25 protein-coding genes are annotated in these 22,216 nt (G+C 73.3%); 12 read left to right on the top strand and 13 right to left on the bottom strand.

Annotated elements, in window-relative coordinates:
- Positions 1–95 precede the first annotated feature (95 nt).
- Positions 96–1,799: a DEAD/DEAH box helicase gene (locus tag R2737_01900; GenBank protein MEZ5114996.1), complete on the top strand. Its 1,704-nt coding sequence runs from the start codon at positions 96–98 to the stop codon at positions 1,797–1,799.
- Between the two features lie 194 nt (positions 1,800–1,993).
- On the opposite strand, the gene R2737_01895 is transcribed toward R2737_01900, so the two are convergent.
- The gene (locus tag R2737_01895) at positions 1,994–2,515 is read right to left on the bottom strand and encodes a DUF1269 domain-containing protein (protein ID MEZ5114995.1); all 522 of its coding nucleotides are present in this window, start codon (positions 2,513–2,515) and stop codon (positions 1,994–1,996) included.
- Between the two features lie 222 nt (positions 2,516–2,737).
- On the opposite strand from R2737_01895, the gene R2737_01890 reads away from it, so the two are divergent.
- Positions 2,738–3,763, top strand: coding sequence for an NAD-dependent epimerase/dehydratase family protein (locus R2737_01890; GenBank protein MEZ5114994.1), 1,026 nt, complete (start codon positions 2,738–2,740; stop codon positions 3,761–3,763).
- On the opposite strand, the gene R2737_01885 is transcribed toward R2737_01890, so the two are convergent.
- On the bottom strand, positions 3,729–4,091 hold the full coding sequence (locus tag R2737_01885; GenBank protein MEZ5114993.1) for a hypothetical protein: 363 nt from the start codon (positions 4,089–4,091) through the stop codon (positions 3,729–3,731). The genes R2737_01890 and R2737_01885 overlap by 35 nt on opposite strands.
- 29 nt (positions 4,092–4,120) lie before the next feature.
- Positions 4,121–4,576, bottom strand: a complete 456-nt coding sequence (locus R2737_01880; GenBank protein ID MEZ5114992.1) for a hypothetical protein — start codon at positions 4,574–4,576, stop codon at positions 4,121–4,123.
- A 275-nt stretch (positions 4,577–4,851) separates the two neighbouring features.
- On the opposite strand from R2737_01880, the gene R2737_01875 reads away from it, so the two are divergent.
- Positions 4,852–5,268 carry a DUF805 domain-containing protein gene (locus R2737_01875; protein ID MEZ5114991.1) on the top strand — a complete coding sequence of 139 codons (417 nt, stop codon included), beginning with the start codon at positions 4,852–4,854 and terminating at the stop codon, positions 5,266–5,268.
- Positions 5,269–5,773: 505 nt separating this feature from the next.
- Here the strand turns inward: R2737_01875 and R2737_01870 are convergent.
- Both R2737_01870 and R2737_01865 read right to left on the bottom strand, forming a co-directional pair.
- Complete coding sequence (locus R2737_01870) at positions 5,774–6,064, bottom strand: co-chaperone GroES (protein ID MEZ5114990.1); 291 nt, start codon at positions 6,062–6,064, stop codon at positions 5,774–5,776.
- Positions 6,065–6,181: 117 nt separating this feature from the next.
- Positions 6,182–6,445, bottom strand: a complete 264-nt coding sequence (locus R2737_01865) for a glutaredoxin domain-containing protein (protein ID MEZ5114989.1) — start codon at positions 6,443–6,445, stop codon at positions 6,182–6,184.
- Between the two features lie 189 nt (positions 6,446–6,634).
- Between R2737_01865 and tdh the strand changes: the two genes are divergently transcribed.
- From tdh to R2737_01835, 6 genes are all read left to right on the top strand, one after another.
- Entirely contained in the window at positions 6,635–7,663 is a 1,029-nt protein-coding gene (gene tdh / locus R2737_01860; protein MEZ5114988.1) for an L-threonine 3-dehydrogenase, read from the top strand.
- Entirely contained in the window at positions 7,660–8,862 is a 1,203-nt protein-coding gene (locus tag R2737_01855) for a glycine C-acetyltransferase (protein MEZ5114987.1), read from the top strand. The genes tdh and R2737_01855 overlap by 4 nt, the downstream gene beginning before the upstream one ends.
- Positions 8,859–9,317 (top strand): hypothetical protein, encoded by a 459-nt coding sequence (locus R2737_01850; protein ID MEZ5114986.1) that lies wholly within the window; start codon positions 8,859–8,861, stop codon positions 9,315–9,317. The genes R2737_01855 and R2737_01850 overlap by 4 nt, the downstream gene beginning before the upstream one ends.
- A gap of 76 nt (positions 9,318–9,393) precedes the next feature.
- Complete coding sequence (locus tag R2737_01845; GenBank protein ID MEZ5114985.1) at positions 9,394–10,326, top strand: hypothetical protein; 933 nt, start codon at positions 9,394–9,396, stop codon at positions 10,324–10,326.
- A gap of 111 nt (positions 10,327–10,437) precedes the next feature.
- The gene (locus R2737_01840; protein MEZ5114984.1) at positions 10,438–10,881 is read left to right on the top strand and encodes an S-adenosylmethionine decarboxylase; all 444 of its coding nucleotides are present in this window, start codon (positions 10,438–10,440) and stop codon (positions 10,879–10,881) included.
- Positions 10,882–10,963: 82 nt separating this feature from the next.
- Positions 10,964–11,761, top strand: coding sequence for a hypothetical protein (locus R2737_01835; GenBank protein MEZ5114983.1), 798 nt, complete (start codon positions 10,964–10,966; stop codon positions 11,759–11,761).
- On the opposite strand, the gene R2737_01830 is transcribed toward R2737_01835, so the two are convergent.
- A complete protein-coding gene (locus R2737_01830; protein MEZ5114982.1) occupies positions 11,739–12,698 on the bottom strand; it encodes a GGDEF domain-containing phosphodiesterase in 960 nt (319 codons plus the stop codon). The two genes, R2737_01835 and R2737_01830, sit on opposite strands and share 23 nt — an antisense overlap.
- On the opposite strand from R2737_01830, the gene R2737_01825 reads away from it, so the two are divergent.
- Entirely contained in the window at positions 12,676–13,974 is a 1,299-nt protein-coding gene (locus R2737_01825; GenBank protein MEZ5114981.1) for a hypothetical protein, read from the top strand. The genes R2737_01830 and R2737_01825 overlap by 23 nt on opposite strands.
- A 238-nt stretch (positions 13,975–14,212) precedes the next feature.
- Here R2737_01825 and R2737_01820 read toward each other — a convergent pair whose 3' ends face one another.
- The 5 genes from R2737_01820 to R2737_01800 all read right to left on the bottom strand — a co-directional run bounded on the left by R2737_01820 (position 14,213) and on the right by R2737_01800 (position 16,888).
- On the bottom strand, positions 14,213–14,743 hold the full coding sequence (locus R2737_01820; GenBank protein ID MEZ5114980.1) for a DinB family protein: 531 nt from the start codon (positions 14,741–14,743) through the stop codon (positions 14,213–14,215).
- Positions 14,740–14,928 carry a DUF5302 domain-containing protein gene (locus R2737_01815; protein MEZ5114979.1) on the bottom strand — a complete coding sequence of 63 codons (189 nt, stop codon included), beginning with the start codon at positions 14,926–14,928 and terminating at the stop codon, positions 14,740–14,742. The genes R2737_01820 and R2737_01815 overlap by 4 nt, the downstream gene beginning before the upstream one ends.
- Positions 14,929–14,995: 67 nt before the next feature.
- Complete coding sequence (locus R2737_01810) at positions 14,996–15,439, bottom strand: SRPBCC domain-containing protein (protein ID MEZ5114978.1); 444 nt, start codon at positions 15,437–15,439, stop codon at positions 14,996–14,998.
- 87 nt (positions 15,440–15,526) lie between these two features.
- The gene (locus R2737_01805) at positions 15,527–16,306 is read right to left on the bottom strand and encodes a HisA/HisF-related TIM barrel protein (protein MEZ5114977.1); all 780 of its coding nucleotides are present in this window, start codon (positions 16,304–16,306) and stop codon (positions 15,527–15,529) included.
- 84 nt (positions 16,307–16,390) lie between these two features.
- A complete protein-coding gene (locus tag R2737_01800) occupies positions 16,391–16,888 on the bottom strand; it encodes a hypothetical protein (GenBank protein MEZ5114976.1) in 498 nt (165 codons plus the stop codon).
- A gap of 136 nt (positions 16,889–17,024) precedes the next feature.
- Here R2737_01800 and trxA point away from each other — a divergent pair, with 136 nt between their 5' ends.
- Entirely contained in the window at positions 17,025–17,450 is a 426-nt protein-coding gene (gene trxA / locus R2737_01795) for a thioredoxin (protein MEZ5114975.1), read from the top strand.
- Between the two features lie 53 nt (positions 17,451–17,503).
- Here trxA and R2737_01790 read toward each other — a convergent pair whose 3' ends face one another.
- On the bottom strand, positions 17,504–18,334 hold the full coding sequence (locus tag R2737_01790) for a crotonase/enoyl-CoA hydratase family protein (GenBank protein MEZ5114974.1): 831 nt from the start codon (positions 18,332–18,334) through the stop codon (positions 17,504–17,506).
- A gap of 133 nt (positions 18,335–18,467) precedes the next feature.
- Between R2737_01790 and R2737_01785 the strand changes: the two genes are divergently transcribed.
- The gene (locus R2737_01785) at positions 18,468–20,993 is read left to right on the top strand and encodes an FAD-dependent oxidoreductase (GenBank protein MEZ5114973.1); all 2,526 of its coding nucleotides are present in this window, start codon (positions 18,468–18,470) and stop codon (positions 20,991–20,993) included.
- Here R2737_01785 and R2737_01780 read toward each other — a convergent pair.
- The gene (locus R2737_01780) at positions 20,990–22,006 is read right to left on the bottom strand and encodes an LLM class flavin-dependent oxidoreductase (GenBank protein ID MEZ5114972.1); all 1,017 of its coding nucleotides are present in this window, start codon (positions 22,004–22,006) and stop codon (positions 20,990–20,992) included. The genes R2737_01785 and R2737_01780 overlap by 4 nt on opposite strands.
- Positions 22,007–22,216: the final 210 nt, after the last annotated feature.

Here is a 22,216-nt window from a genome sequence, read left to right as displayed (position 1 = left end):
GCCCCCTGCCTACCACGGCCGCGTCGCGGGCGGGCCGGGGGACCCGATCGCGGGTACCCCCCCGACGGGGGGCGCCGGGGGTGGAGGATGGCGCGGTGACCGGCGATCCCGAGGACCCGACGTTCGCCGACCTGGGCCTGCGCCCGGAGCTGCTGGCGGCGCTGGCCGAGCTGGGGTACGAGGAGCCGACCCCGGTGCAGCGCGAGGCGATCCCGCTGCTGCTCACGGGACGCGACGTGGTCGCCCAGGCAGCCACGGGCACCGGCAAGACGGCGGCCTTCGCCCTTCCGGTGCTGCATGGTCTGCCGGCGGGGGACCGTGGCCGCCGGCCGGTGGCGCTGGTGCTGGTCCCCACCCGGGAGCTGTGCATCCAGGTCTCGCAGGCGCTGCACCGGTACGGGCGGGGGTTGCAGGCGCGGACCCTGCCGATCTACGGCGGCCAGCCGATCGGCCGGCAGCTGCGCGAGCTCGAGCGAGGGGTGGACGTCGTCGTGGCCACGCCGGGGCGCGCGCTGGACCACATCCGGCGGGGCACGCTAGCCCTGGACGACGTACGCACGGTCGTGCTGGACGAGGCCGACGAGATGCTCGACATGGGCTTCGCCGAGGACCTCGACGCGATCCTGGCCGCCACGCCTGAGGCGAGGCAGACGGTGCTGTTCTCCGCGACCATGCCGGCGCGCATCGGCGGCATCGCGCGGCGGCACCTGACCGACCCGTTGCGGGTGGAGATCGAGCGCGCGGCGCCACCGGAGGGCGAGGCCCCGCAGGTGCGCCAGGTGGCGTACCTGGTCAACCGGGCGCACAAGCCGGCTGCGCTGGGTCGGGTGCTGGACATCGAGTCGCCCACGGCCGCGATCGTGTTCTGCCGCACCCGCGACGAGGTGGACCAGCTGACGGAGGCGCTCAACGGCCGCGGCTACCGCGCGGAGGCGCTGCACGGCGGGATGGACCAGGCGCAGCGCGACCGGGTGATGGGCCGACTGCGGTCGGGGTCGGCGGACCTGCTGGTCGCCACCGACGTGGCTGCCCGCGGGCTCGACGTCGACCAGCTCACGCACGTCGTCAACTACGACGTGCCGTCCGCGCCGGAGTCGTACGTCCACCGCATCGGCCGGGTGGGCCGCGGCGGCCGCAGCGGCGTCGCGGTGACCCTGGCGGAGCCGCGCGAGCACCGGATGCTCAAGACGATCGAGCGCGTGACGCGGCAGCGCATCCCGCTGGAGCGGCTGCCCACCAGCGCCGACCTGCACGCGCGACGGCTCGAGGTCACCAGGGCCGCGCTGCAGTCGGTCCTGGTGGGCGCGGACGAGGCGGACCTGGACCGCTACCGGGTCGTGGTGGAGACCCTCGCCGACGACTTCGACGTGATGGAGATCGCCCTGGCGGCGGTCCGGCTGTCGCACGAGGCGAGCGGGTACCTCGACGAGGAGGAGGACATCCCCGAGCCGGAGCCGCCGCACGCGGAGCGGGGGGACCGGGCGCCGGGGGGCCGTCGCGGCGCGGCCGCCGGTGGTGGCGGACCGGCGCGGCGCCGGGACCGCAGTGGGGCGACCGCCCGGGTCTTCGTCAGCGCGGGCCGGGAGAAGGGGATCCGGCCGCAGGACCTGGTGGGTGCGATCGCGAACGAGACCAGCCTGCGCGGTGCGGACATCGGCGAGATCCAGGTCGCCGACCGGTTCTCCCTGGTGGAGGTCCCGGAGGCGTCGGTCGACGAGGTGCTGCGAGCGCTGCGGGCGACCCGGATCAAGGGCCGCAAGGTCCAGGTCCGCCGCGACCGCGGCCAGCGGGGGTCGTGATCCGCGCTCCGCGTCGTCCCGCGCCATCTTGTTGTGGTGGCGGGTGTCTCAGCAACAGCAGTGACAACCGGCACCACAACGCGTGGGCCGCGTCGCCCTGACCCGCGAGATCGCAGTCGTGGCGCGGATCCTCGGGGGGAGCGCGCCACGACTGCGCTCTCGTGGCAGGACGGCGTGCGGGAGGGCCGACCGCGTCAGGAGTCGAGGGCGTCCTGGACCTTGCCGGCCTGCTTGTCGATCTCCTGCACCAGCTCCTCGTAGTCGCCCTTGTCGACCGCCTTGTTGATCTTCTTCACCGCGTGCTCCAGGGCGTGCTCGACCCGGTCGGCGTAGTCGTCGTTGACGACCGCGATGACCGCGGACGTCCCCGGGGGCATGACCTCCTCCAGGTCCGCCCCCATCTCCTTCTCCTCGTGCCGCTTGACCAGCTTGCCGATCCCGGCGCCCAGGCCGGCGCCGACCGCGGTCGCAAGCAGCAACGGCGGGGCGAACAGCCCGACCACGATGCCGCCCGCCGCACCCAGGACTGTCCCGGCCCCGACCGGGCCCGCGCCGTGCTCCTTGACCTCGACGTCCCCGGCCGCGCTGCGGGACATGACCACGGCCCCGATGACCGAGAAGTCGCCCTCCTTCTCTGCCGCCTTCAATGCCTCGTAGTCGCTCGTGGCAGTCGCCTCGTCGGGGTAGGTCGCGGCGACGAGTACGAGGTTGTCCATGGTTGCTCCTGTCGTGGGTGTGACGTGGTCGGTGCCCCCCTGGCCGGGTGGCGGCACGCGCTGTGCCGCCGCTGACGCTACGGCCCCCCGCGTGCAGGGGCACCGCCCCGTTCGGATGAACACCCCGTGAACGCGCCTCCGGCCACGAGGGGACCCGCGGCGTCGCGACCCGGTGACGTTCGCCCGTTGGGCCGGGCCGGCCGCGGGTGGTCGACTGGAGCCGTGGGGATCACCGTCGTCACGGGTGCCAGCGGTCACGTCGGGGTCAACCTGGTGCCGACGCTGCTGCAGCGCGGCGACCGGGTGCGGGTCGTGGACACCCGGCTGGATCCGATGCTCGCGGCCTGGGGCGTGGAGTGGTGTCCCGTCGACGTGTGCGACGGGGAGGCGGTCGCCCGGGCCCTGGACGGTTCCGAGGTCGTCTACCACCTGGCCGCGCTGATCTCGGTGGTCGGCGGGATGGCGGGCCGGGTCGAGCGGGTCAACGTCGGCGGTGTCGCCACGGTCGCCGCCGCGGCCCGCCGGGCCGGCGTACGGAGGTTGGTGCACTGCAGCTCGGTGCACGCGTACGACACGGCCGCGATGCGCCACCTGCTGCTGGACGAGCGGGCACCGAAGGCGGCGCGCCGGTCGCTCCCGGCGTACGACCGGTCCAAGGCCGCGGGGGAGCGTGCCCTGCAGGCGGAGGTGGCCCGGGGCCTGGACGCCGTGGTGTGCAACCCGTCCGGGATCCTCGGACCGCGCGACCCCGCGCCGTCCCGGATGGGGCGGTTCTTCCTCGCCCTGCGGGCCCGCCGGGTGCCGGCGCTGGTGGAGGGCGGGTTCGACTGGGTGGACGTACGCGACGTCGTGGATGCGCTGGTCGTCGCGGCCGAGAAGGGCCGCGTGGGCGAGAACTACCTGCTCGGCGGTCGCGCGGCCTCGGTGCGGTCGCTCGCGGAGACGGCCTCGGGCGTCACCGGGGTGCCGGCGCCGCTGGTCACGCTGCCCCTGTGGTTCGCCCGGATCTGGTCGCCGGCGGCCACGTCGGTGGCCCGGCGCACGGCGGACCCGCTGCTGTACACCGCGGACACGCTGCACGCCCTCGACACGTTCCCGCACGTGGATCCGGCCAAGGCGCAGGCGGAGCTGGGGTTCGATCCGCGGCCGCTGGCCGAGACGATCGCGGACCTGTATGCCTGGTTCGACCGGACCGGCGTCGACCCCGCCGCCGTCAGCTGGACGCCGGCCGCCCGCGTGATCCCGTAGCCGTCCCCACCCGGAGGGCCCGCGCCGCCAGCAGTCCGAGCGCGATGCCGAGCACGTCGGCGGCGAGGTCCAGCAGGTCCCCTCCGCGCCGGTCCAGCAGCCGTGCCTGCACCACTTCGCTGGCCACGGCTTGCAGGAGCAGCAACGCACCCAGCCACATCGTCGGTACGCCGGCCCAGGTGCCGAGGAACGCGACGCCGGCGAAGAGGGCGAGGTGGACCGCCTTGTCCAGCGGCAGGTCGGTCTGCGGCCCGGGGACGCTGGGCCAGTACAGCGCCGCGGTCAGCCCGAGGAACCCCAGCACGAACACGAGCAGCCGCCACCGCACGGACGGCATCCTGCAGGACTACCGCTGTGTCACAGCGACGGGCCCGCCGAGCCGGGGATGTGCTCGACGGGGACCGTGGTGGCCCGGTGCAGCCGGTGCGGCAGGTCGATGAGCAGCCAGCGCGACAGCCGCTTGGGCAGCGTGCAGACGACGACGCCGTCGTACCTGCCCTGCTCCAGCATCTCCCGCACCCGGTCGACCGGGTCCGACTCGACGACCTCACCGGTCGCGTCGACGCCGAGCTCGCGCAGCCGGGCCAGCTCGCGGGCCAGTCGGTCCTGGGCCAGCCAGGTCGCGATCGTCTCCGCGTCCGGGATCGCGCGGTCGGTCGGGGGGTAGTCCCACTGCTGCTCGCCCTCGCGCGCCGTGATCGGCGCGGCGATGGTCACCGCCAGCGGGTCCTCCAGGCGCAACTCGTCGATCCGTGCCACGAGCTCGTCGCACCCCAGCGTCTGGTTCGCCACGACCAGGTAGCGCGCCATCACCGCACACCCCCTCCATGCACCGCGTACCCGGATCCCGCCGGGCAGCGGGGTCCTGCTCCCATCCGACCCCATCCGTGGGGGTCCTGGCCAGGGCCGAAGGCTCCCTTCCGGCATGGCGTCTCCGCGGGGCGCGCGACGCGCAGCCGCTCGCGGGCGCCGGTCGCCGGGGCGTGTCGACACCCCCGAGACCGAAATCCCCGATCCGGTCGTCGCGGTCCGGCATCCTGACCGCGTCGGCGCCGCCGCGGTGCCGGTCCCATGACCAAGGAGGGCACATGGGTTTCGGTCAGGCGGTCAGCACCTGCTTCCGCAAGTACGCCACCTTCTCCGGCCGCGCTCCGCGCAGCGAGTTCTGGTGGTTCATCGTCTTCTACTGGATCCTCGTCGTCGTCACGTCGATCATCGACCGGCTGCTCGGGTTCAAGGTCTACACCGGGACGCTCACGATCAACGGGGTCGACTACTCCACCTACACCCAGACCGGGTGGGTGACCAGCATCGCCGTCCTGCTGATGATCCTGCCGATCCTGGCGGTGTCCGTGCGGCGCCTGCACGACACCGACCGGACCGGCTGGTGGTGGTGGATCGGCATCGTCTGCTGCATCGGGTGGATCGTGCTGCTGATCTTCTACCTGCAGGAGGGGACCCGCGGGCCGAACAAGTACGGGCAGCCGTACGGCCAGGTCTTCTAGCGCGGCGCTGCCGACCGCGGCGACGCCGCCGCACCGAACGCGACGAGGCCGGCTCCCCCGAGGTGGGGGGCCGGCCTCGTGCCGTGTGTGACGTGGGTCAGCGGCAGGTGCAGCGGCGGTCGGCCGGGACGCTGCCGAGGACCTGGTCGACGTGCATGCCGCAGCCGGAGTACGTGATCTTCTGGCACCGGCCGCAGCGCGCGGGACTGCACATGTCGGTCTCCTCGTGTGGTCGTGCGGGAGTGGCCAAGGTACCCCGGGGGGTATGTCCGGTCAAGTCCGGACAGCACCCGTTCGCGCCGGGGGCGGCTCGCGGTTCCCCGTCCGCGATCCCGGGGGTCCGTGTGGTGCCGGTTGTGCGAGCTACAGCTCGCACAACCGGCACCACACGAAGGGAAGCCGGCCGGGCTGGGAGCTGCAGGGGGCGCTGGGAGTACGCGCGAACGCCCGGGCACCGTGCACGGCGCCCGGGCGTCCAGCCGCTCGGGGGATCGGGAGTCGCGGGTCAGGCGGCAGACACGCCCGCCCCGGTCTCCCGGATCACCGCGAGCAGGTCCGCGGCCTCGAGGATGAGGTAGTCGATGCCGTCGAGCCGCAGCTCGGTGCCGGTGTACTTCGCGAAGTACACCCGGTCGCCGACCGCGACCTTGATCATCTCCTCGTCGTCCCCGACGGCGACGACCTCGCCGCGCTGGGGGGCGTCCTTGGCGGTGTCGGGGAGCACCAGACCGCTCGGCGTCATCGAGGCCTCCTCGATGAGGCGGACGAGGACGCGGGCGCCCAGGGGCTCGACCAGCTCCGACATGGGTGATGTCCCTTCGTTCGTGGTGGTGGGGTTCGCGGGGTGCGATTCGTACCGGGTGTGCGGGGTGCTCGCGGGTGGGACCGGGGGTGCGGGGGCCGGCCGGCCGGCTCAGCGACCGCCGAGCCCGAGCCGCTTGTCGATCGCGGCCTTGTCGAAGCCGACGATGTGCTTGCCGTCGATCTGCACGACGGGGACGCCCATCTGGCCGGTCCTGCGGACCAGGTCGCGCGCCGCGGACTGGTTGCGGCTGACGTCGACCTCACGGAACGGCACCCGGTTCTGGCGCAGGTACGCCTTGACCTTCGTGCACCAGGAGCAGGTCGGGGTCGTGAACACCACGACCTGGTGCCGTGTGCGGGTGGGGGTCGCCATCGTCGTCCTTCCGGGCCGGTGCGCTCGAACGGATCCGAGTATATACCCCCAGGGGTATACCCGCGACCGTTGTGGTGCCGGTTGTGCGCGCTATAGCGCGCACACCCGGCACCACAACGGAGCATGATCGGGACGGCGGCGCGGGGCCGCCGGCACCGAGGCGACGCGGGATGCGCGAAGGGGTGACGGATGAGGGCGCTGGTCAAGACGGCCCCGGGACCGGGGCTGCGGCTCACCGACGTGCCCGAGCCCGAGGTGGGCATCAACGACGTGCTCATCCGGGTCCTGCGCACGGGGATCTGCGGCACCGACCTGCACATCGCGTCCTGGGACGAGTGGGCCCAGGGCCGGATCCGGCCGCCGCTGGTGCTGGGGCACGAGTTCGTCGGCGAGGTCGTGGCGGTCGGCTCCAACGTCAACGACTTCCACCCCGGGAACCTGGTCAGCGGCGAGGGCCACCTGGTCTGCGGCCGCTGCCGCAACTGCATGGCCGGCCGACGGCACCTGTGCGCGGAGACCAGCGGCGTCGGCGTGGACCGGTCCGGCGCGTTCGCGGAGTACATCGCGCTCCCGATGACCAACGTGTGGCGCCACCCTGACGACATCGACCGAGACGTCGCCGCGATCTTCGACCCGTTCGGCAATGCCGTGCACTGCGCGCTGTCGTTCAAGGTGCTCGGGGAGGACGTGCTCATCACCGGCGCCGGGCCGATCGGACTGATGGCCGCGGCGGTCGCCCGGCACGCCGGCGCGCGGTTCGTCGTCGTCACCGACGTGAACCCGTACCGGCTGGACCTCGCCCGCGAGATGGGCGTCACCTGGGCGGTCGACGTCCGGACCGAGACGCTGGACGTGGTGCAGCAGGAGCTCGGGATGACCGAGGGGTTCGACGTCGGCCTGGAGATGTCCGGGCATCCGACCGCCCTGCCGCAGATGATCGCGAACATGGCGCACGGCGGGCGGATCGCGCTGCTCGGGATCGCCTCCCAGCCCATCGAGGTGGACTGGAACACCGTGGTGTTCAACATGCTCACCATCAAGGGCATCTACGGTCGGGAGATGTACGAGACCTGGTACGCCATGACGGTGATGCTGCAGTCCGGGCTGGACGTGTCCCCGGTCATCACGCACCGGTTCGCGGCCGCCGACTTCGAGGAGGCGTTCCGGGTCGCCGGCAGCGGCGAGGCCGGCAAGGTCATCCTCGACTGGGAGGCGTGAGGACCGTGGCCTACTCCGATGCGGCCCGGAACCAGCTGGCCGATCAGGTCGAGGGGATCCGCGCCGCCGGGCTGTTCAAGGACGAGCGGGTCATGACGACGCCGCAGGGCGCCCACGTCGACGTCGCCGGCCGCCCGCTGCTCAACCTGTGCGCCAACAACTACCTCGGGCTCGCCGACCACCCGGACGTGGTCGCGGCCGCACGGGACGCGCTGGACCGCTGGGGCTACGGGATGGCGTCGGTGCGCTTCATCTGCGGCACGCAGGACATCCACAAGGAGCTCGAGCACGAGATCTCGCGGTTCCTCGGGACGGACGACACGATCCTGTACGGCTCCTGCTTCGACGCCAACGGCGGCCTGTTCGAGACGCTGCTCGGACCCGAGGACGCGGTGATCTCCGACGCCCTGAACCACGCGTCGATCATCGACGGCATCCGGCTGTCCCGGGCCCGTCGGCTGCGCTACGCCAACTCCGACATGGTCGAGCTGGAGGACCGGCTGCGCGAGTCGTCCGACGCCCGGCGGCGGCTGGTGGTGACCGACGGCGTCTTCTCCATGGACGGGTATGTCGCGCACCTGCGCGAGATCTGCGACCTGGCCGACCGGTACGACGCGATGGTGATGGTCGACGACTCCCATGCCGTCGGGTTCGTGGGGGCTCGGGGCCGGGGCACGCCGGAGCTGCACGACGTCGTGGACCGCGTGGACATCGTCACCGGCACCCTCGGCAAGGCACTCGGCGGCGCCAGCGGCGGCTACACCAGCGCACGGGCCGAGATCGTGGACCTGCTGCGGCAGCGGTCCCGCCCGTACCTGTTCTCCAACTCCATCCCGCCGCCGGTGGCCGCCGCCTCCCTCGCCGTGCTCGGGCTGCTGGAGTCCACCGGCGACCTGCGGGACCGGCTCGCGGCCAACACCGAGGCGTTCCGCACCGGGATGACCGCGTACGGGTTCGACGTGCTGCCCGGCACCCACCCCATCGTCCCGGTCATGTTCGGCGACGCCCGGCGGGCCGCGGACTTCTCCCGCGGTCTGCTCGACGAGGGCGTGTACGCCGTGGCGTTCTCGTACCCCGTCGTCCCCGAGGGGCAGGCGCGGATCCGCACCCAGATGTCCGCCGCCCACTCGGCCGAGGACATCGAGCAGGCGGTCTCCGCGTTCGTCCGGGTGCGCGACCGGCTCGGGGCCGCCTCGTGACGGCACGGACGGGGCGGACGGCGCGGACCGCGCGGCTCGCCGTGGCCGCCGCCGCCCTCGCGGTCGTGTCGGTGCTACCCGCGCCGGCGACCTCCGCAGCAGTGGCACCCGTCCCGTCCGCGCCGTCGGAGTCCCGCCGCGTCGACCTGCGGGTCGTCGCCACCGGGATCCCCGCGTGCACCCAGCGGATCGACCGGGTCCGCATCACCATCGACAACGTCCGCTCGACCGTGCCGGTCACCGTACGGGTGAAGGTCAACAAGCGGGTCGTGGTGAAGAAGCTCGTGGTCAAGCCGCTGACCGGCTGGCCGCGGTCGAACGGCGCGGTCAACACCTTCCGGCTTCCCAAGCCGATGCTCCCGTCGCGGGTGCTGGTCGCGTACGTGGCCTCGGCGCCCGGGCTGTCCAGCCCGATCACCGGCCGGATGCGGCCGACCCGGTACTGCCCACGCTGACCTGCGGGAACCGCGCCGGACCCGCGCCGCGTCGCACCGACGAGCGCTCGGGGGGAACCCTGACTCGGGAGGAACCATGATCCGCATCGTCCGGCCCGCGTCCGTCGCCCTCGTCGGTGTCGCCCTGACCACCGCTCCGCTCCTGGCCGGCTGCGCCGACACCGGCGCCGGGTCGGGCTCGGGGTCGGCGAGTGCCACCACCTCCGCATCGGACGCGTCCGCCTCGGCGACCCCGTCGTGGACCAGGCCCGCCGACCCCGAGGACCTGCTGCTGCAGCTGTCGCGCGGAGGGGGGCTGGTTCCTCCCTCGATCGGCTTGGGTCTCTTCCCCGAGTTCTCGCTGTACGCCGACGGCACCCTGATCACGCGTGGCGCGCACACCGAGCAGTACCCGTACCCGGCGCTCCCGCCCGTCCTCGTGCAGCAGGTGGATCCGGCCGATCTCGGCACGGTGATGGCCGCGGTGTCCGCCCTGCTGACCGGGCTGCCCGAGGACCTCGGCACGCCGCAGACGGCGGACGTGCCGGGGCTCGCGGTGACCTGGGACGACCAGGGGACCGACGAGGTCGTGCGCGCGTTCTCGTACGGGGTCGGCGACGAGTCCGCCGGCCCGGGGATGACGCAGGAGCAGGTCGACGCGCGTGCGAAGGTCCGAGCCGTCGTGCTGCTCGCCGACGACCTGGCCGCCGGGACGGTCGACGGGGTGACGGTGTCCGCGGCCGAGGCGTACCGGCCCGACGCCTGGCTGGTCTACTCCACCCCGTACGAGGAGCCGTCGGGCGACCTGCCCGCGCAGCAGGAGCTCCGCTGGCCGGGGCCGGCCCTCAGCGGCACGGACGTCGGACCGGGGTACGGCTGCCGGGTCGTGGAGGGGGACGCCGCCGACACGGTCACCGACGCGCTCGCCGACGCGGTCGTGACCACGCCGTGGATCGACGGTGGGCAGCGCTGGACCGTCGTGGTCCGCCCGCTGCTCCCGGGTGACCCGCGGGCCTGCCCGGACTACTGACCCGCGCGGACGGGACCTCCGCCCCCGTTCCCGCGCGGTCGCCGCCTTCTACGCTGTGTGATCGGCAACTACGAAGCGTGAACGTGCGGTGACGCCGGGAAGGAGCCGATGGTGCCGAGCAGGACCCGGCCGGTCCGGGGAGGGACGGTCCGGCCCGCGCACCACGGCGGGGTGCGCGACCTGGCCCCCGACATCCACCGACAGCGGCTGGTCATCGAGGGGGTGCCCGCCGCTCCCGTCGATGACGCGGCGATCCGCGACTACCTCACGCAGCTCAGCGACACGCTCGGCATGACCACCCTGCTCGCCCCGGTGACCCACCGCTCGCCCACGTACGGGTGGGCCGGCTGGATCCACTGGGAGACCTCGGGCGCGCACTTCTACGCCTGGGAGCAGCCGCGGCTGTTCTTCAGCGTCGACATCTACACCTGCGCTGCGTTCGACCCGGCCCGTGCCGTCGACCTGACCCGCCGCTGCTTCGCGCCCCGCGACCTCGAGGCGTACGGGATCGGGTCCGTCGTGGCACCACCGCGCGCCGACCACCCGGCGCCCTGACACCGGAATCCCTGCTGACACCGGAATCCCTGCTGACACGGAATCCCTGCCCCGCGACCCGGACCACGCAGAGGAGACGACCATGGGCGACGACCGGTACACCCTGCACTTCGACGTCGAGGGCGACCTGCTGGCCGCCGGCCACGACTGCGAGGAGTCGGTGTTCCTGCGCTGGTTCGGGAACACCCGGGACCAGCTGGCCGAGGAGTACGGCCGGTACGAGGACACCTCGGTCTTCCTGGTCGTGGCGGACGGGGCGGGGGAGGCGGTCGGGGCCTGCCGGCTCATCGTGCCCGGGGAGCCCGGGCTGAAGACGCTGCACGACCTCGGTCGTGAGCCGTGGCGACTGGACGGAGTGCGGTCGGCGCGCGCGGCCGGGCTCGACCCGGACGACACCTGGGACATCGCGACGCTGGGGGTGCGGGACGGCATGCGCGCCCGGGGGGTGCTGGTCGCGGCCGCGCTCTACCACGGGCTCATCGCCGCCTCGCGCGCCAACGGGTTCCGCAGCGTGGTGACGATCATGGACGACCCGGTGCGCGAGCTGGTCACGGGCATCGGGATGCTGACCCACCTCCTGCCCGGCGCGTCCTCGGGCCCGTACCTGGGGTCCGCCGGCAGCACCCCCGTGTACGGCCACTGCCAGGCGATGATCGACGGGCAACGGCGGATCGCGCCCGAGGCGTACCGCCTGGTCTCCCTCGGGATCGGCCTGGACGGGATCTCGGTGCCCGAGCCCGAGGCCTTCCGCCTGTCCCGCACGGTCGGCACGTACCGGCCCGCGGAGGTCCTCGACCCGGTGGCCGACCTCGCCCCGGCCCGACTGTGGGCGCAGCCGGCGGCGCGGCGCGGCGCGCTCAGTCCTGCTCGTCGGAGCTGAGGCTCGCGGTCGCCGAGCTGGCGCTCCAGTCCCGCAGCCACGCCTCGACCACGCCGGCGGGCATGGGCGGGGCCACGTGGTACCCCTGGATCGCGTCGACCCCCATGGCCACGACCTCGGCCGAGGTGGCGGCGTCCTCCACCCCCTCCGCCACCACCCGCATGCCCAGGGCGTGCGCCATCTGCGTGGTCGACCGGACGATCAGGCGGCTGCGCTCGTCGGCGATCAGCGTGGCGATGAAGGAGCGATCGATCTTCAGCTCCTGCGCGTGCAGGTCGCGCAGGTAGGACAGGGACGAGAAGCCGGTGCCGTAGTCGTCGACGGAGACCTCCAGTCCGTGCCGGGCCAGCTCGGCGAGCACGGCGCGGGCGCGCTCGGGGTCGGCCAGGAACGAGTCCTCCGTCACCTCCAGGCCGAGGGCACCGGCGGGAAGCCCGATCGCGTCGACGCGGCGCAGCAGGGCGGCGACCACGCTGCTGCTGAGCAGCTCGGGAGGGGCCAGGTTCATCGACACGCGCACCCGCAGTCCGGCGCCCCACCAGCGCGCGGCATCCCGGACCACGTGGCGCTGCACCTCCTCGGTCAGCGCGGGCATCAGGCCCGCCCGTCGCGCCGTCGGGAGGAACACCGCCGGCGAGCGCATCCCGTCGACGGGGTGGTCCCACCGCACCAGCGCCTCCAGGCCGGTGACGGTCTGCGTCGCCGCCGAGATCTGCGGCTGGTACCAGACGGTCAGCTGGCCGTCGGCGAGCGCGCGCCGCAGCTCGTCCACGAACACCAGGCGCTGCCGCGAGAACTCGTCCCGGCTGGCGTCGTAGACCGTGGCCCCGACCCGGGACAGCTTGGCCTGGTACATGGCGACGTCCGCCCGACGCAGCAGGGCCGAGCCGGAGTCCTCCGGATCGCGTACCGCGATGCCGGCGGACGACTGCAGCACGATCTCCAGCCCCTTCGACCTCGAGCGGAGTGCGTACGACGTCGCGCAGCCGGCTGACGGCCTCGAGCAGGTCGAGGGTGTCCCGGGTCGGCAGCACGGCGGCGAACTCGTCGCCACCGAGGCGGGCCAGCGGTACCGACGCCGGCAGGTGGCTGCGCAGCCGGAGTGCCACCAGGTGCAGCACCTCGTCGCCGGTGTCGTGGCCGAAGGTGTCGTTGACCTCCTTGAACCCGTCGATGTCGACGAGGACGAACGCCATCGGCTGGTGGGGGTCCGCCTCGTCGATCAGGTCCAGGAGGGCCCGCCGGTTCGGCAGGCCGGTCAGGTCGTCGGTGCGGGACAGGCGGTACGCCTCCGCAGCGTCCCTCGCCTCCCTCAGTGCCAGCAGGAGCCGCCCGCCCGCGGCCACCAGCGTGAGCAGCGCGGGGACGTTGAGGTACCACCCCAGTCCGGGCGGGTGCGGGGCCACGAGCACCACCAGCGCGGCCGCCGCGGCGAGGAGCAGGGCGGAGCTGCTGTCCCATCGCCCGGGGCGGGACGAGGCCGGCCGCCGCGGAAGGCAGGCGGCGAGGACGACGAGGGCGAGTGCTGCGGCCCAGAGCAGGTCGAGGAGGACGGGGAACGAGTAGGTGCCCCCGGGCAGGTTCACGACGAAGGTGCTGTCCGCGACCGCGAAGAGCAGGAAGCCGGCCAGGAGGAGCGCGCTGCGGGGCGACTGCCCGCGCAGTCGCAGCCCGACCTGGGCGACGACCACCAGGGCCAGCACCAGGTCCGCGAGCGGGTAGATCAGCGCGACGAGCAGGGGCACGCTGGACCCGCCGAATGCCACCGCGACGGGCGTCAGCACCACGATGCCCACCAGGGACGCCGCGCCGCCCGTGACCACGACCGTGTCGAGCACCGTGGCCAACGAGCGGGTCACGGTCCGGCGACCGTCGAGCAGCAGGAACGCGGCGAAGCCGACGTAGGCCACCAGGAACAGCCACTCGCCGGGTGCGGGGAACTCCGTCAGGTGCGGCGCGCCCCCTGCGTTCAGCGCCGTGGACCCGGCGATCCAGAAGACGACCGCCAGCCCCAGGGTGACCATGGCCGGACGCTCGGAGGCCGCCGCCCGCACGATTCCCACGCCCAGCTGGACCAGGAGGGACGCGAAGAACACCGCCATCGCCACGAGCAGGACGGCCTGCTGCGCCTCACCCGAGGGGGCGGTGGCCAGCGGCGCGATGAGCAGCCCGACACCGATCACCACCCAGGTGGTGACCGCCAGCGCCGCTGAGGCCCGGCCCCAGCCGCGTCCGGCCGCGTCTCCCCGCTGTCTGAGCACCGGGCCGGTCCCCTCCGGTCCGGCGCACCCCCGTCCGGGTCTGCACGCGCACGGACCTTGAGCGACTCACGGTAGGCGAGTGACGACGCTGAGTACAGACGAGAGCGCCGGATGGGGACTTCCGGCCAGGGTCCGTGGTCCGAACGGGGGATCCGGGCCCTCGCCGTCGCGTCGCCGGGTGGGTACCGGGTCAGACGCCGGTCGCCCCGTCGATCCGCTCCCGCAGCAGGTCGGCGTGCCCGTTGTGGCGGGCGTACTCCTCGACCATGTGCACGTAGACCCAGCGCAGGCTCAGATCGGTGTCCCGGCGCCGGTTGTGGAACGTGTCGTCGAGGTCGAAGCGCGCCGCGGTCGCGTCGGCCGCGGCGACCTCCTCCCAGAACGCGGCGATGTCGGCCTCGGGGTCGGCGTCGTCGACGCCCTCGATGTCGGCGTCGAGGTCGTGGTCCGGGCCGAACCGCCCGTCGATCGGCTCCCCGGCCAGCTGGCGCCGGAACCACCAGCGCTCCACGTCGGCCAGGTGCCGGACCAGCCCCAGCAGGCTGAGTCGCGACGGCTCGACGGTGCGGCGCACCAGGTCGTCGCGACCCAGGCCGCTGCACTTGTGCAGCAGCGTGGCGCGGTGGAAGTCCAGCATCGCCTGGAGCATCTCCCGCTCGCCCGCGGTCGGGGGCACTCCCGGCCGGTCGACGTCGGGGGCGGTCCAGCCGGGTGGGGTCACCCGCCAGCCCGGCGGCGGAAGGTCTTCTGGTGCGCCTCCGCACCGTGCGCGTGGCCAACGGCGGAGTCGCCGTCCTCGTGCCGGGATCCCTTCGATGCCGCGGCCTGCTTGCGCTCCAACGCCTCGCGGTACTTGCGCTTGAGGTCGTCGTCGTCCGCAGCGTCAGTCTTCTTGGCCTCACTCATGCCGGCCTCCTTGGGGCTCGGTGCCAGCCTGCCACCCGCCGGGGGCGGCGCGCATCCTGCTGGCGGATCAGCCGCCGGCGGCCTGCGCGAAGTGCCGCCCGAACACCACGTCCCACCCGGCGTCGTAGAGGGCGAAGCGTTGCTCCGCCTCCGCGCCCAGGACCTCCCACCCGTCGTGGGTGAGCACCACCTCGGTGCCCCCGTCGTCGGGGGTGAACGTCACCTGCACGGTGGTGGCGACCTGCGGATCCGTCCAGGGGTGCCAGGCGAGGACGATCCGCGAGGGGGGCTCCCACGCCACGATGTCCGCCCAGGACGCGGTCCGGCCGTCCGTGGCGGTCTCGGTGATGGTGCCGCCCGCGTACCCGTCGTAGGCGACCAGTGCCGAGTCGGCGTGGAACACGCCGTGCACCTCGAGGGGCCACCAGCCGTCGATGCCGTCGGTGAAGAGCGCGAACGCGGTGTCCGGCGGCAGCGGAACCCGGACCTGCTTGATGAGCGGGGGCAGCATCCGACCCTCCTTGTTGTGGTGCCGGTTGCGTCAGCTGTGGCTGACGCAACCGGCACCACACGTGGTGTGGCGGGACCGTGTGGAGCGTCAGGGCTGGGGTGGGCCCCAGAAGAACATGTCGAAGCGCGGCTCGATCGCGGCGATGGCCTCGGCGAAGGTGAAGGCGTCGGTGTAGAGGGCCCGGTCCACGACGGCGCCGGCGACGCCGTGCGGCGCGAGGTCCGCGAGCGCGTGCAGGTCGTCCAGCCGGGTGATGCCGCCGAAGGCGATGACCTCGGCGCCGGGCGCGTCGCGGCAGACCGCCATCAGCACGTGCCGGTCGCGGGACTTGCGCAGGCCCTTCGCGTCGACGTCGGTCACGACGTACGCGGGGCAGTGCGCCGCGCGCAGCCGCTGGACCACCTCGTCCACCGACAGCCCGTCCACCTCGGACCCGGGGGCCACCAGCCCGCCCTCGTGGTGCGCGGTGATGCCGGCCGCGATCCGCCCCGGGTGGGCGTGGATGACGGAGGCCACCCAGTCCTGGTCGGCGAGCGCCGCGGGGTCCAGCACGACGCGGTCCGCCCCGAGGTGGAAGGCCCGGTCCAGCGACGCCTGGTCGCGAATGCCGCCCGCCACCTCGACCCGGACCCGGCCGCGGACGGCGTGCACCGTACGTGACACGACGTCGGCATTGGATCCCGTGCCCGCTGCCGCGTCGAGGTCGGCGACGTGCACCCACTGGGCACCCTCGCCGGCCCACCGCTGGGCGGCGGCCACCGGGTCGCCCCACAGGTGCCGGCCGTCGATGTCGCCGTGGTCGAGCGACCCGACCTGGCCCTGCGTGATCTCGACGCCCGCGATCAGGGCGAACTGCTGCTTGGACACGCGTCGGACCCTATCCGGCCGGGCGCGCGGGGCGCCCGGCCGGCCGGAGGGGTCGGCGCCGTTCGGACGGCGACGGGCCGGGGGTCAGGCGGGCCGGTTGTCGAGGGTGAAGGTCGAGGTGTCGGCGCCGGCAGGTCCGTCGCCCTTCGGCACGAAGGTGGCGGTGAGCCGGGTGAACGCGGTGATGAACTGACCACTGCTGGTCGGGCCGGTGGCAATGCGGTCCAGCTTGACCTTGACCTTGTACTTCAGCGTGATTCCGTCGAAGCAGGCCTCGGGGAGGCAGGTGTTCCAGGACAGCATCCCCGTGCCGGTCGCGGAGTTGAGTCCCCATGACGACCACGTCAGCTTGTAGAACATGAGTTGGCCGGTCGCGCAGGCCAGGCTGATCTGCTTGGGCTTGACCACGCCCTTGCCGAAGCAGTCGATGACGACGGTCTTGGTTGACGTGGCGGCGACGTCTCCGGCCGGGGCCGCGGCCCCTGGCGCGGGCGCGGCCGATCCCGCGGTGGGCAGGACGACCCCGGCGACGCCGAGTGCGGCGGCGGTGAGGATGACGGCGGTGGTGCGGCGGACGGACACGGTGGCCCCCTGGTGCGATCGGTTCGGCAGTGGCTTGTTCGGCGGCGTCCCTCGTCGCCGTCCCGACCACGGTAGGGGCCGGGCGAGGACCTGACAGGCGGATGCGTCAGCCCGCCGACTGCGCTATCTGTGGACCATGAGCAGCCGAGTCACCGCGTGCCCCGCCTGCGGGGCGAAGAACCGGGTCCCCGCCGCGGCCAAGGGCCGGCCGCAGTGCGCGTCGTGCAAGCAGCCGATGCCCTGGATCGCCGATGCCACCGACGGCGACCTGGCCGCCGTCCTCGACACCTCACAGCTGGTGCTCCTCGACCTGTGGGCGCCGTGGTGCGGGCCGTGCCGCATGGTGGCCCCGGTGCTGGAGCGGTTGGCGGCGCGGTACGCGGGACGGGTGAAGGTCGTCAAGGTCAACGTGGACGACAACCCCGGGACGGCGGCGCGCTACGACGCCCGCAGCATCCCGACGCTGGTCATGATCCGAGACGGGCAGACCGTGGAACGGGTCGTCGGCGCCCAGCCGGAGCCTGCGCTGGCGGCGAGGATCGACCGGCTGCTCCCGACCTGAGCCCAGGAGCGGCCGTACCGCCGTGGCAGCACGACTCCCACGAGCGTTGGCGGCTACAACGAGCGTGGCGACGGCGGCAGGTCGTCGTACGACGGGTCCCGCTTCTCGGCCTTTGCCGCGAACGCCTCCATCAGGTCGGCGGGCTGGAACGCCCCGGTCTGCCAGGTCGCGATCTGGTGCAGCGCGTCGCCGACCGCGTGGTCGCGCGCGTAGACCAGAGCCTCCTTCGCACCCCAGACCGCCAGCGGGCTCTGCGCGGCGATCTCGCGGGCCACCTCCATCACCCCGGCGAGCATGGCCTCCTGGTCGGGGTAGACCTCGTTGACCAGTCCCACCTCGCGGGCTCGGTCCGCCGGCATCCGGCGGCCGGTGTAGACCAGCTCGCGCGCGACGCCGTCAGGGATCAGCTTCGGCAGCCGCTGCAGCGTCCCGACGTCGGCGGTCATCCCGATGTTGGTCTCCTGCACCACGAAGAACGCGTCCTCGGTGGCGTACCGCATGTCGCAGGCGGTCACCATGTCCACGGCGCCGCCGATGCAGCCGCCCTGGATCGCCGCGAGCACCGGCATCCGCGCGCGCTCCAACGCCGTGAACGAGTCCTGCAGCAGCCGGACGAGTTGCTGGCGCACCGCGTTCACCCGCCCCGGCTCGCCCTCGATCTGCATGCCGGCGAACACCGACAGGTCCATGCCGGCGCAGAAGTGCCGGCCGGTCGAGGACAGCACCATCGCGCGGACGCCGCCGTCGTCGGACAGGCGCTGCGCGATGACCGGCAGGTCGCGCCAGAACTCGGGGACCATCGTGTTGAGCTCGTCCGGCCGGCTGAGCCGCACGTGCGCGACCTTGTCGGACACCTCGACGTCGAAGCAGCGGTAGTCGCCCACGTGACCCGTCCCGTCGTCCCGGGGCGCCCGAGCGGTCGCCCTCCCTCCCGACCGTACTGCCGTGCACCGGTGAGCCAGACTGTGCCCCACGCCCGGCTGGCGGGCGCCCACCAGCGACCCGAAGGCGGCACCGGTGACCGACCCGAGCCCGTCCGCGCCTCTCGCCCACCCGCTCTCGTCGGACGTTCCGCCCGCGCCACCGAACCGGCTGCCGCAGCGCGCCCGGGTGGTCGTCATCGGCGGTGGCGTCATCGGGACGTCGGTCGCGTACCACCTCGGTCACCTCGGCTGGGACGACGTCGTGCTGCTCGAGCGGGACCGGCTGACGTCCGGCACGACCTGGCACGCGGCCGGGCTGATGGTGACGTTCGGCTCCACGTCGCACACCTCCACCGAGCTGCGCCTCTACACCCGTGACCTGTACCAGCGGCTCGAGGCCGAGACCGGGCTGTCCACCGGCTTCAAGCCCGTCGGGTTCATCGAGGTGGCGGCGGACGACGGCCGACTGGAGGAGTACCGCCGGGTGTCCGCCTTCAACCGGCTCATGGGCATCGACGTGCACGAGATCTCCCCGCGGGAGGTCGGCGACCTGTTCCCGCTGGCCCGCACCGACGACCTGCTGGCCGGGTTCTACGTGGCGGAGGACGGCCGGGCCAATCCGGTCGACGTCACGATGTCGCTGGCGAAGGGCGCCCGGATGCAGGGCGTGACGGTCGCCGAGGGCGTCGCGGTCGAGGAGGTGCTGGTCCGCGACGGCGCGGTCGCCGGCGTGCGGACGCCGTACGGCGACATCGAGTGCGAGTACGTCGTCAACTGCGCCGGCATGTGGGCGCGCCAGCTGGGGGAACGCTCCGGCGTGACGATCCCGCTGCAGGCGGCCGAGCACTACTACCTGATCACCGACGCGTTCGAGGGCATCGACTCCTCGTTCCCGGTGCTGGAGGATCCGGGGTCGTACGGCTACTTCCGTGAGGAGATCGGCGGCCTGATGGTCGGCCTGTTCGAGCCGGTCTGCGCCCCGTGGCAGGTCGAGGGGATCCCGGCGGACTTCTCGTTCGGCACCATCCCGCCGGACTGGGACCGGATGGGCCCCTACCTGGAGAAGGCGATGAGCCGGGTGCCGGTGTCCTTCGACGTCGGGATCCGCACGTTCTTCTGCGGCCCGGAGTCGTTCACCCCGGACCTGCAGCCTGTCGTGGGCGAGGCGCCGGAGGTGCGCAACTACTTCGTCGCCGCGGGCCTGAACTCCATCGGCATCCTCACCGGCGGCGGGCTGGGCCGGGCGATCGCGCACTGGATCGTCGACGGCGACCCCGGCATCGACGTCACCGGGTTCGACATCGACCGGCTGCACGCCTACCAGGCCAACCCGGAGTACCGCCGGACCCGCACCGTCGAGTCGCTCGGCATGGTCTACCAGTGCCACTACCCGAACCGGTCGCTGCACACCGCGCGCGGCGCCAAGCGCACGCCTCTCTACGACCGGCTGGCGGCGCGGGGCGCGTACATCCGCGACGTCAGCGGGTGGGAGTCGGCGGACTGGTACGCCGCGCCGGGGTCCGAGCCCGACCCGGGGCCGCTGACCTGGGGACGGCCCGCGTGGTGGTCGTCGTGGGAGGCCGAGCACCGCGCGGTCCGCGAGGGCGTGGCGCTGATGGACATGTCGTTCATGTCGAAGTTCCTGGTCGAGGGGCGCGACGCCGGCCGGGTGCTGGAACGGTTGTCCGCCAACCGGATCGACGGCGAGCCGGGCGTGATCACCTACACCCAGTGGCTCAACGACGGCGGCACGCTCGAGGCCGACCTGACCGTCACCAAGCTTGCTGACGACCGGTTCTGGGTGGTGGCCTCCGACACCGCGCACCGGCACGTCGAGACCCGGCTGCGGCGACACATCTCCGATCTCGACGCGCACGCGTTCGTCGCCGACATGACGGGTGCGTACGCGCAGATCAACGTGCAGGGCCCGCGGTCTCGCGAACTGCTGCAGTCGATTACGTCCGCGGACCTGTCGAACGAGGCGTTCCCGTTCCGGTCCGCGCGCGAGATCGACATCGAGTACGGCCGCGCGCTGTGCGTGCGGATCACCTACCTCGGCGAGCTCGGCTACGAGCTGTACGTCCCCGTGGAGCAGGCCGTGCACGTCTACGACCGGCTGGTCGCTGCGGGGGAGTCCCACGGACTCGCGCACGCGGGGCTGAAGGCGCTGTCCAGCCTGCGGATGGAGAAGGGCTACCGCGACTACGGTCACGACATCGACAACACCGACACGGTGCTCGAGGCCGGGCTCGGCTTCGCGGTCGCGTGGGACAAGCCCGGTGGATTCATTGGGCGGGAGAAGGCATTGGCGCAGAAGGAGTCCGGGCCGCTGTCCCAGCGTCTTCTGCAGGTGCTCGTGACTGACCCGGAACCGCTGATGTTCCACGCCGAGCCGGTGCTGCGCGACGGCGTGCCGGTGGGATACGTGCGGGCGGCGTCGTACGGGTTCACCCTCGGCGGCGCTGTCGGGCTGGCGATGGTGGACGCGGGCGACGCCGCGCTGGACCAGGCCTGGATCGACGCCGGGGAGTGGTCGGTGGACATCGCCGGGCGGACCTGGCCCGCCCGCGCCTCGCTGCGCCCCCTCTACGACCCCCGCAACGAGCGCATCCGCGCCTAGGTCGCGGGACCGGTCCCCTCGCTGACGGCCGCGCGGACCGCGGGCAGGACCTCCAGCGCGAACAGCTCGTCGGAGCGGTGCCGCACGGCCGGGTCCGCGTCGCGGCCGCCGCCGACGACGACCAGGTGGTCCAGGCCGAGGGCGACCAGTTCGCGCAGCCGGGCCGCGCAGGTCTCCGGCGGACCGACGACGCAGAAGCGGTCCAGGTAGTCCGCCGGCAGGTCGGTGGCCTGGGCCGAGCTGCCCGTCGCGTGCCGGTAGACGTCGTAGTCCCGCGTCACCTCCGAGACGACGGAACGGTCGGCCTCGCTGAGCACCGCGGTCGCGTCGCGCCGGAAGTGGGTGGAGATGCTGGCGTTGCCCCGTACGTACTCGCGCAGCGCCGGCAGGTCGTCGCCGACTCCGGCCACCACGAGTGCGCCGACGGGGACGTGCGGGTCGGCGGCCCGGACCTGCTCCACCGCCCAGCGGACCTGGTCCGGCTCGGCGCCGACGGCCACGGTGACCCGGTCGCCGTGGGTTGCGGCGAGGGCCAGGTTGCGCGGACCGGAGGCGAAGACGTTCACCGGGACCGCCGGCACGCCCTCGTCGGGCAGCCACACGATGCGGCTCTCCCGGTCGTCGAAGTGCACCGTGCCGCCGGCGAGGTAGGTCCGTACCTCGTCCAGCAGCTGGCCGAAGCGCTCGGTGCCGGGCGGGTGCTCGCCGAGCAGCAGCAGCGCGGTGTCGCCGCGGGCCACGCCGAGCATCGCGCGTCCGCCGGACAGGTGCTGCAGGGTGGCGAACGTCGAGGCCACCACCGCAGGGTGCCGGGTCACCAGGTTGGTGACCGCCGTCCCGACGACCAGGTGCTCGGTGGCCCGCAGCGCCAGGGTCATCGCCACGGTGATGTCGGGGGTGAGGTTCTGGCTGTCCTGGAACAGCAGTCCGTCCCAGCCGTCCGCCTCCGCCCGTGTGGCCGCCGCCTCGACCTCGTCCGGGAACGCGTACGTGCGCACGAAGAACCTGGTCACGCGCCCGAGGCTAGGGCGCGCGGCGTTCCGGCGCGCCGTTCTGCGCGCGGCCGCCGGCGATGTCGGTCGTCGGTCCGTGCGCGTCCGTTTCATCCCGTTTGGAGATGGTATGGGGAGTGGGATCGGTCACGACCACCCGGTCGGGCGTGGGTGGGAGCGGCCCGGCGTGCCTAGCCTGGAGCGCGTCGGCCCCCGTGCGCGGGGGCCGTC

Source organism: Candidatus Nanopelagicales bacterium (assembly GCA_041393815.1).
Lineage (GTDB): Bacteria > Actinomycetota > Actinomycetes > S36-B12 > JAWKJK01 > JAWKJK01.
Note: the sequence above shows the minus strand (reverse complement) of the source record. Positions and strands in the feature narration are given on the sequence as shown.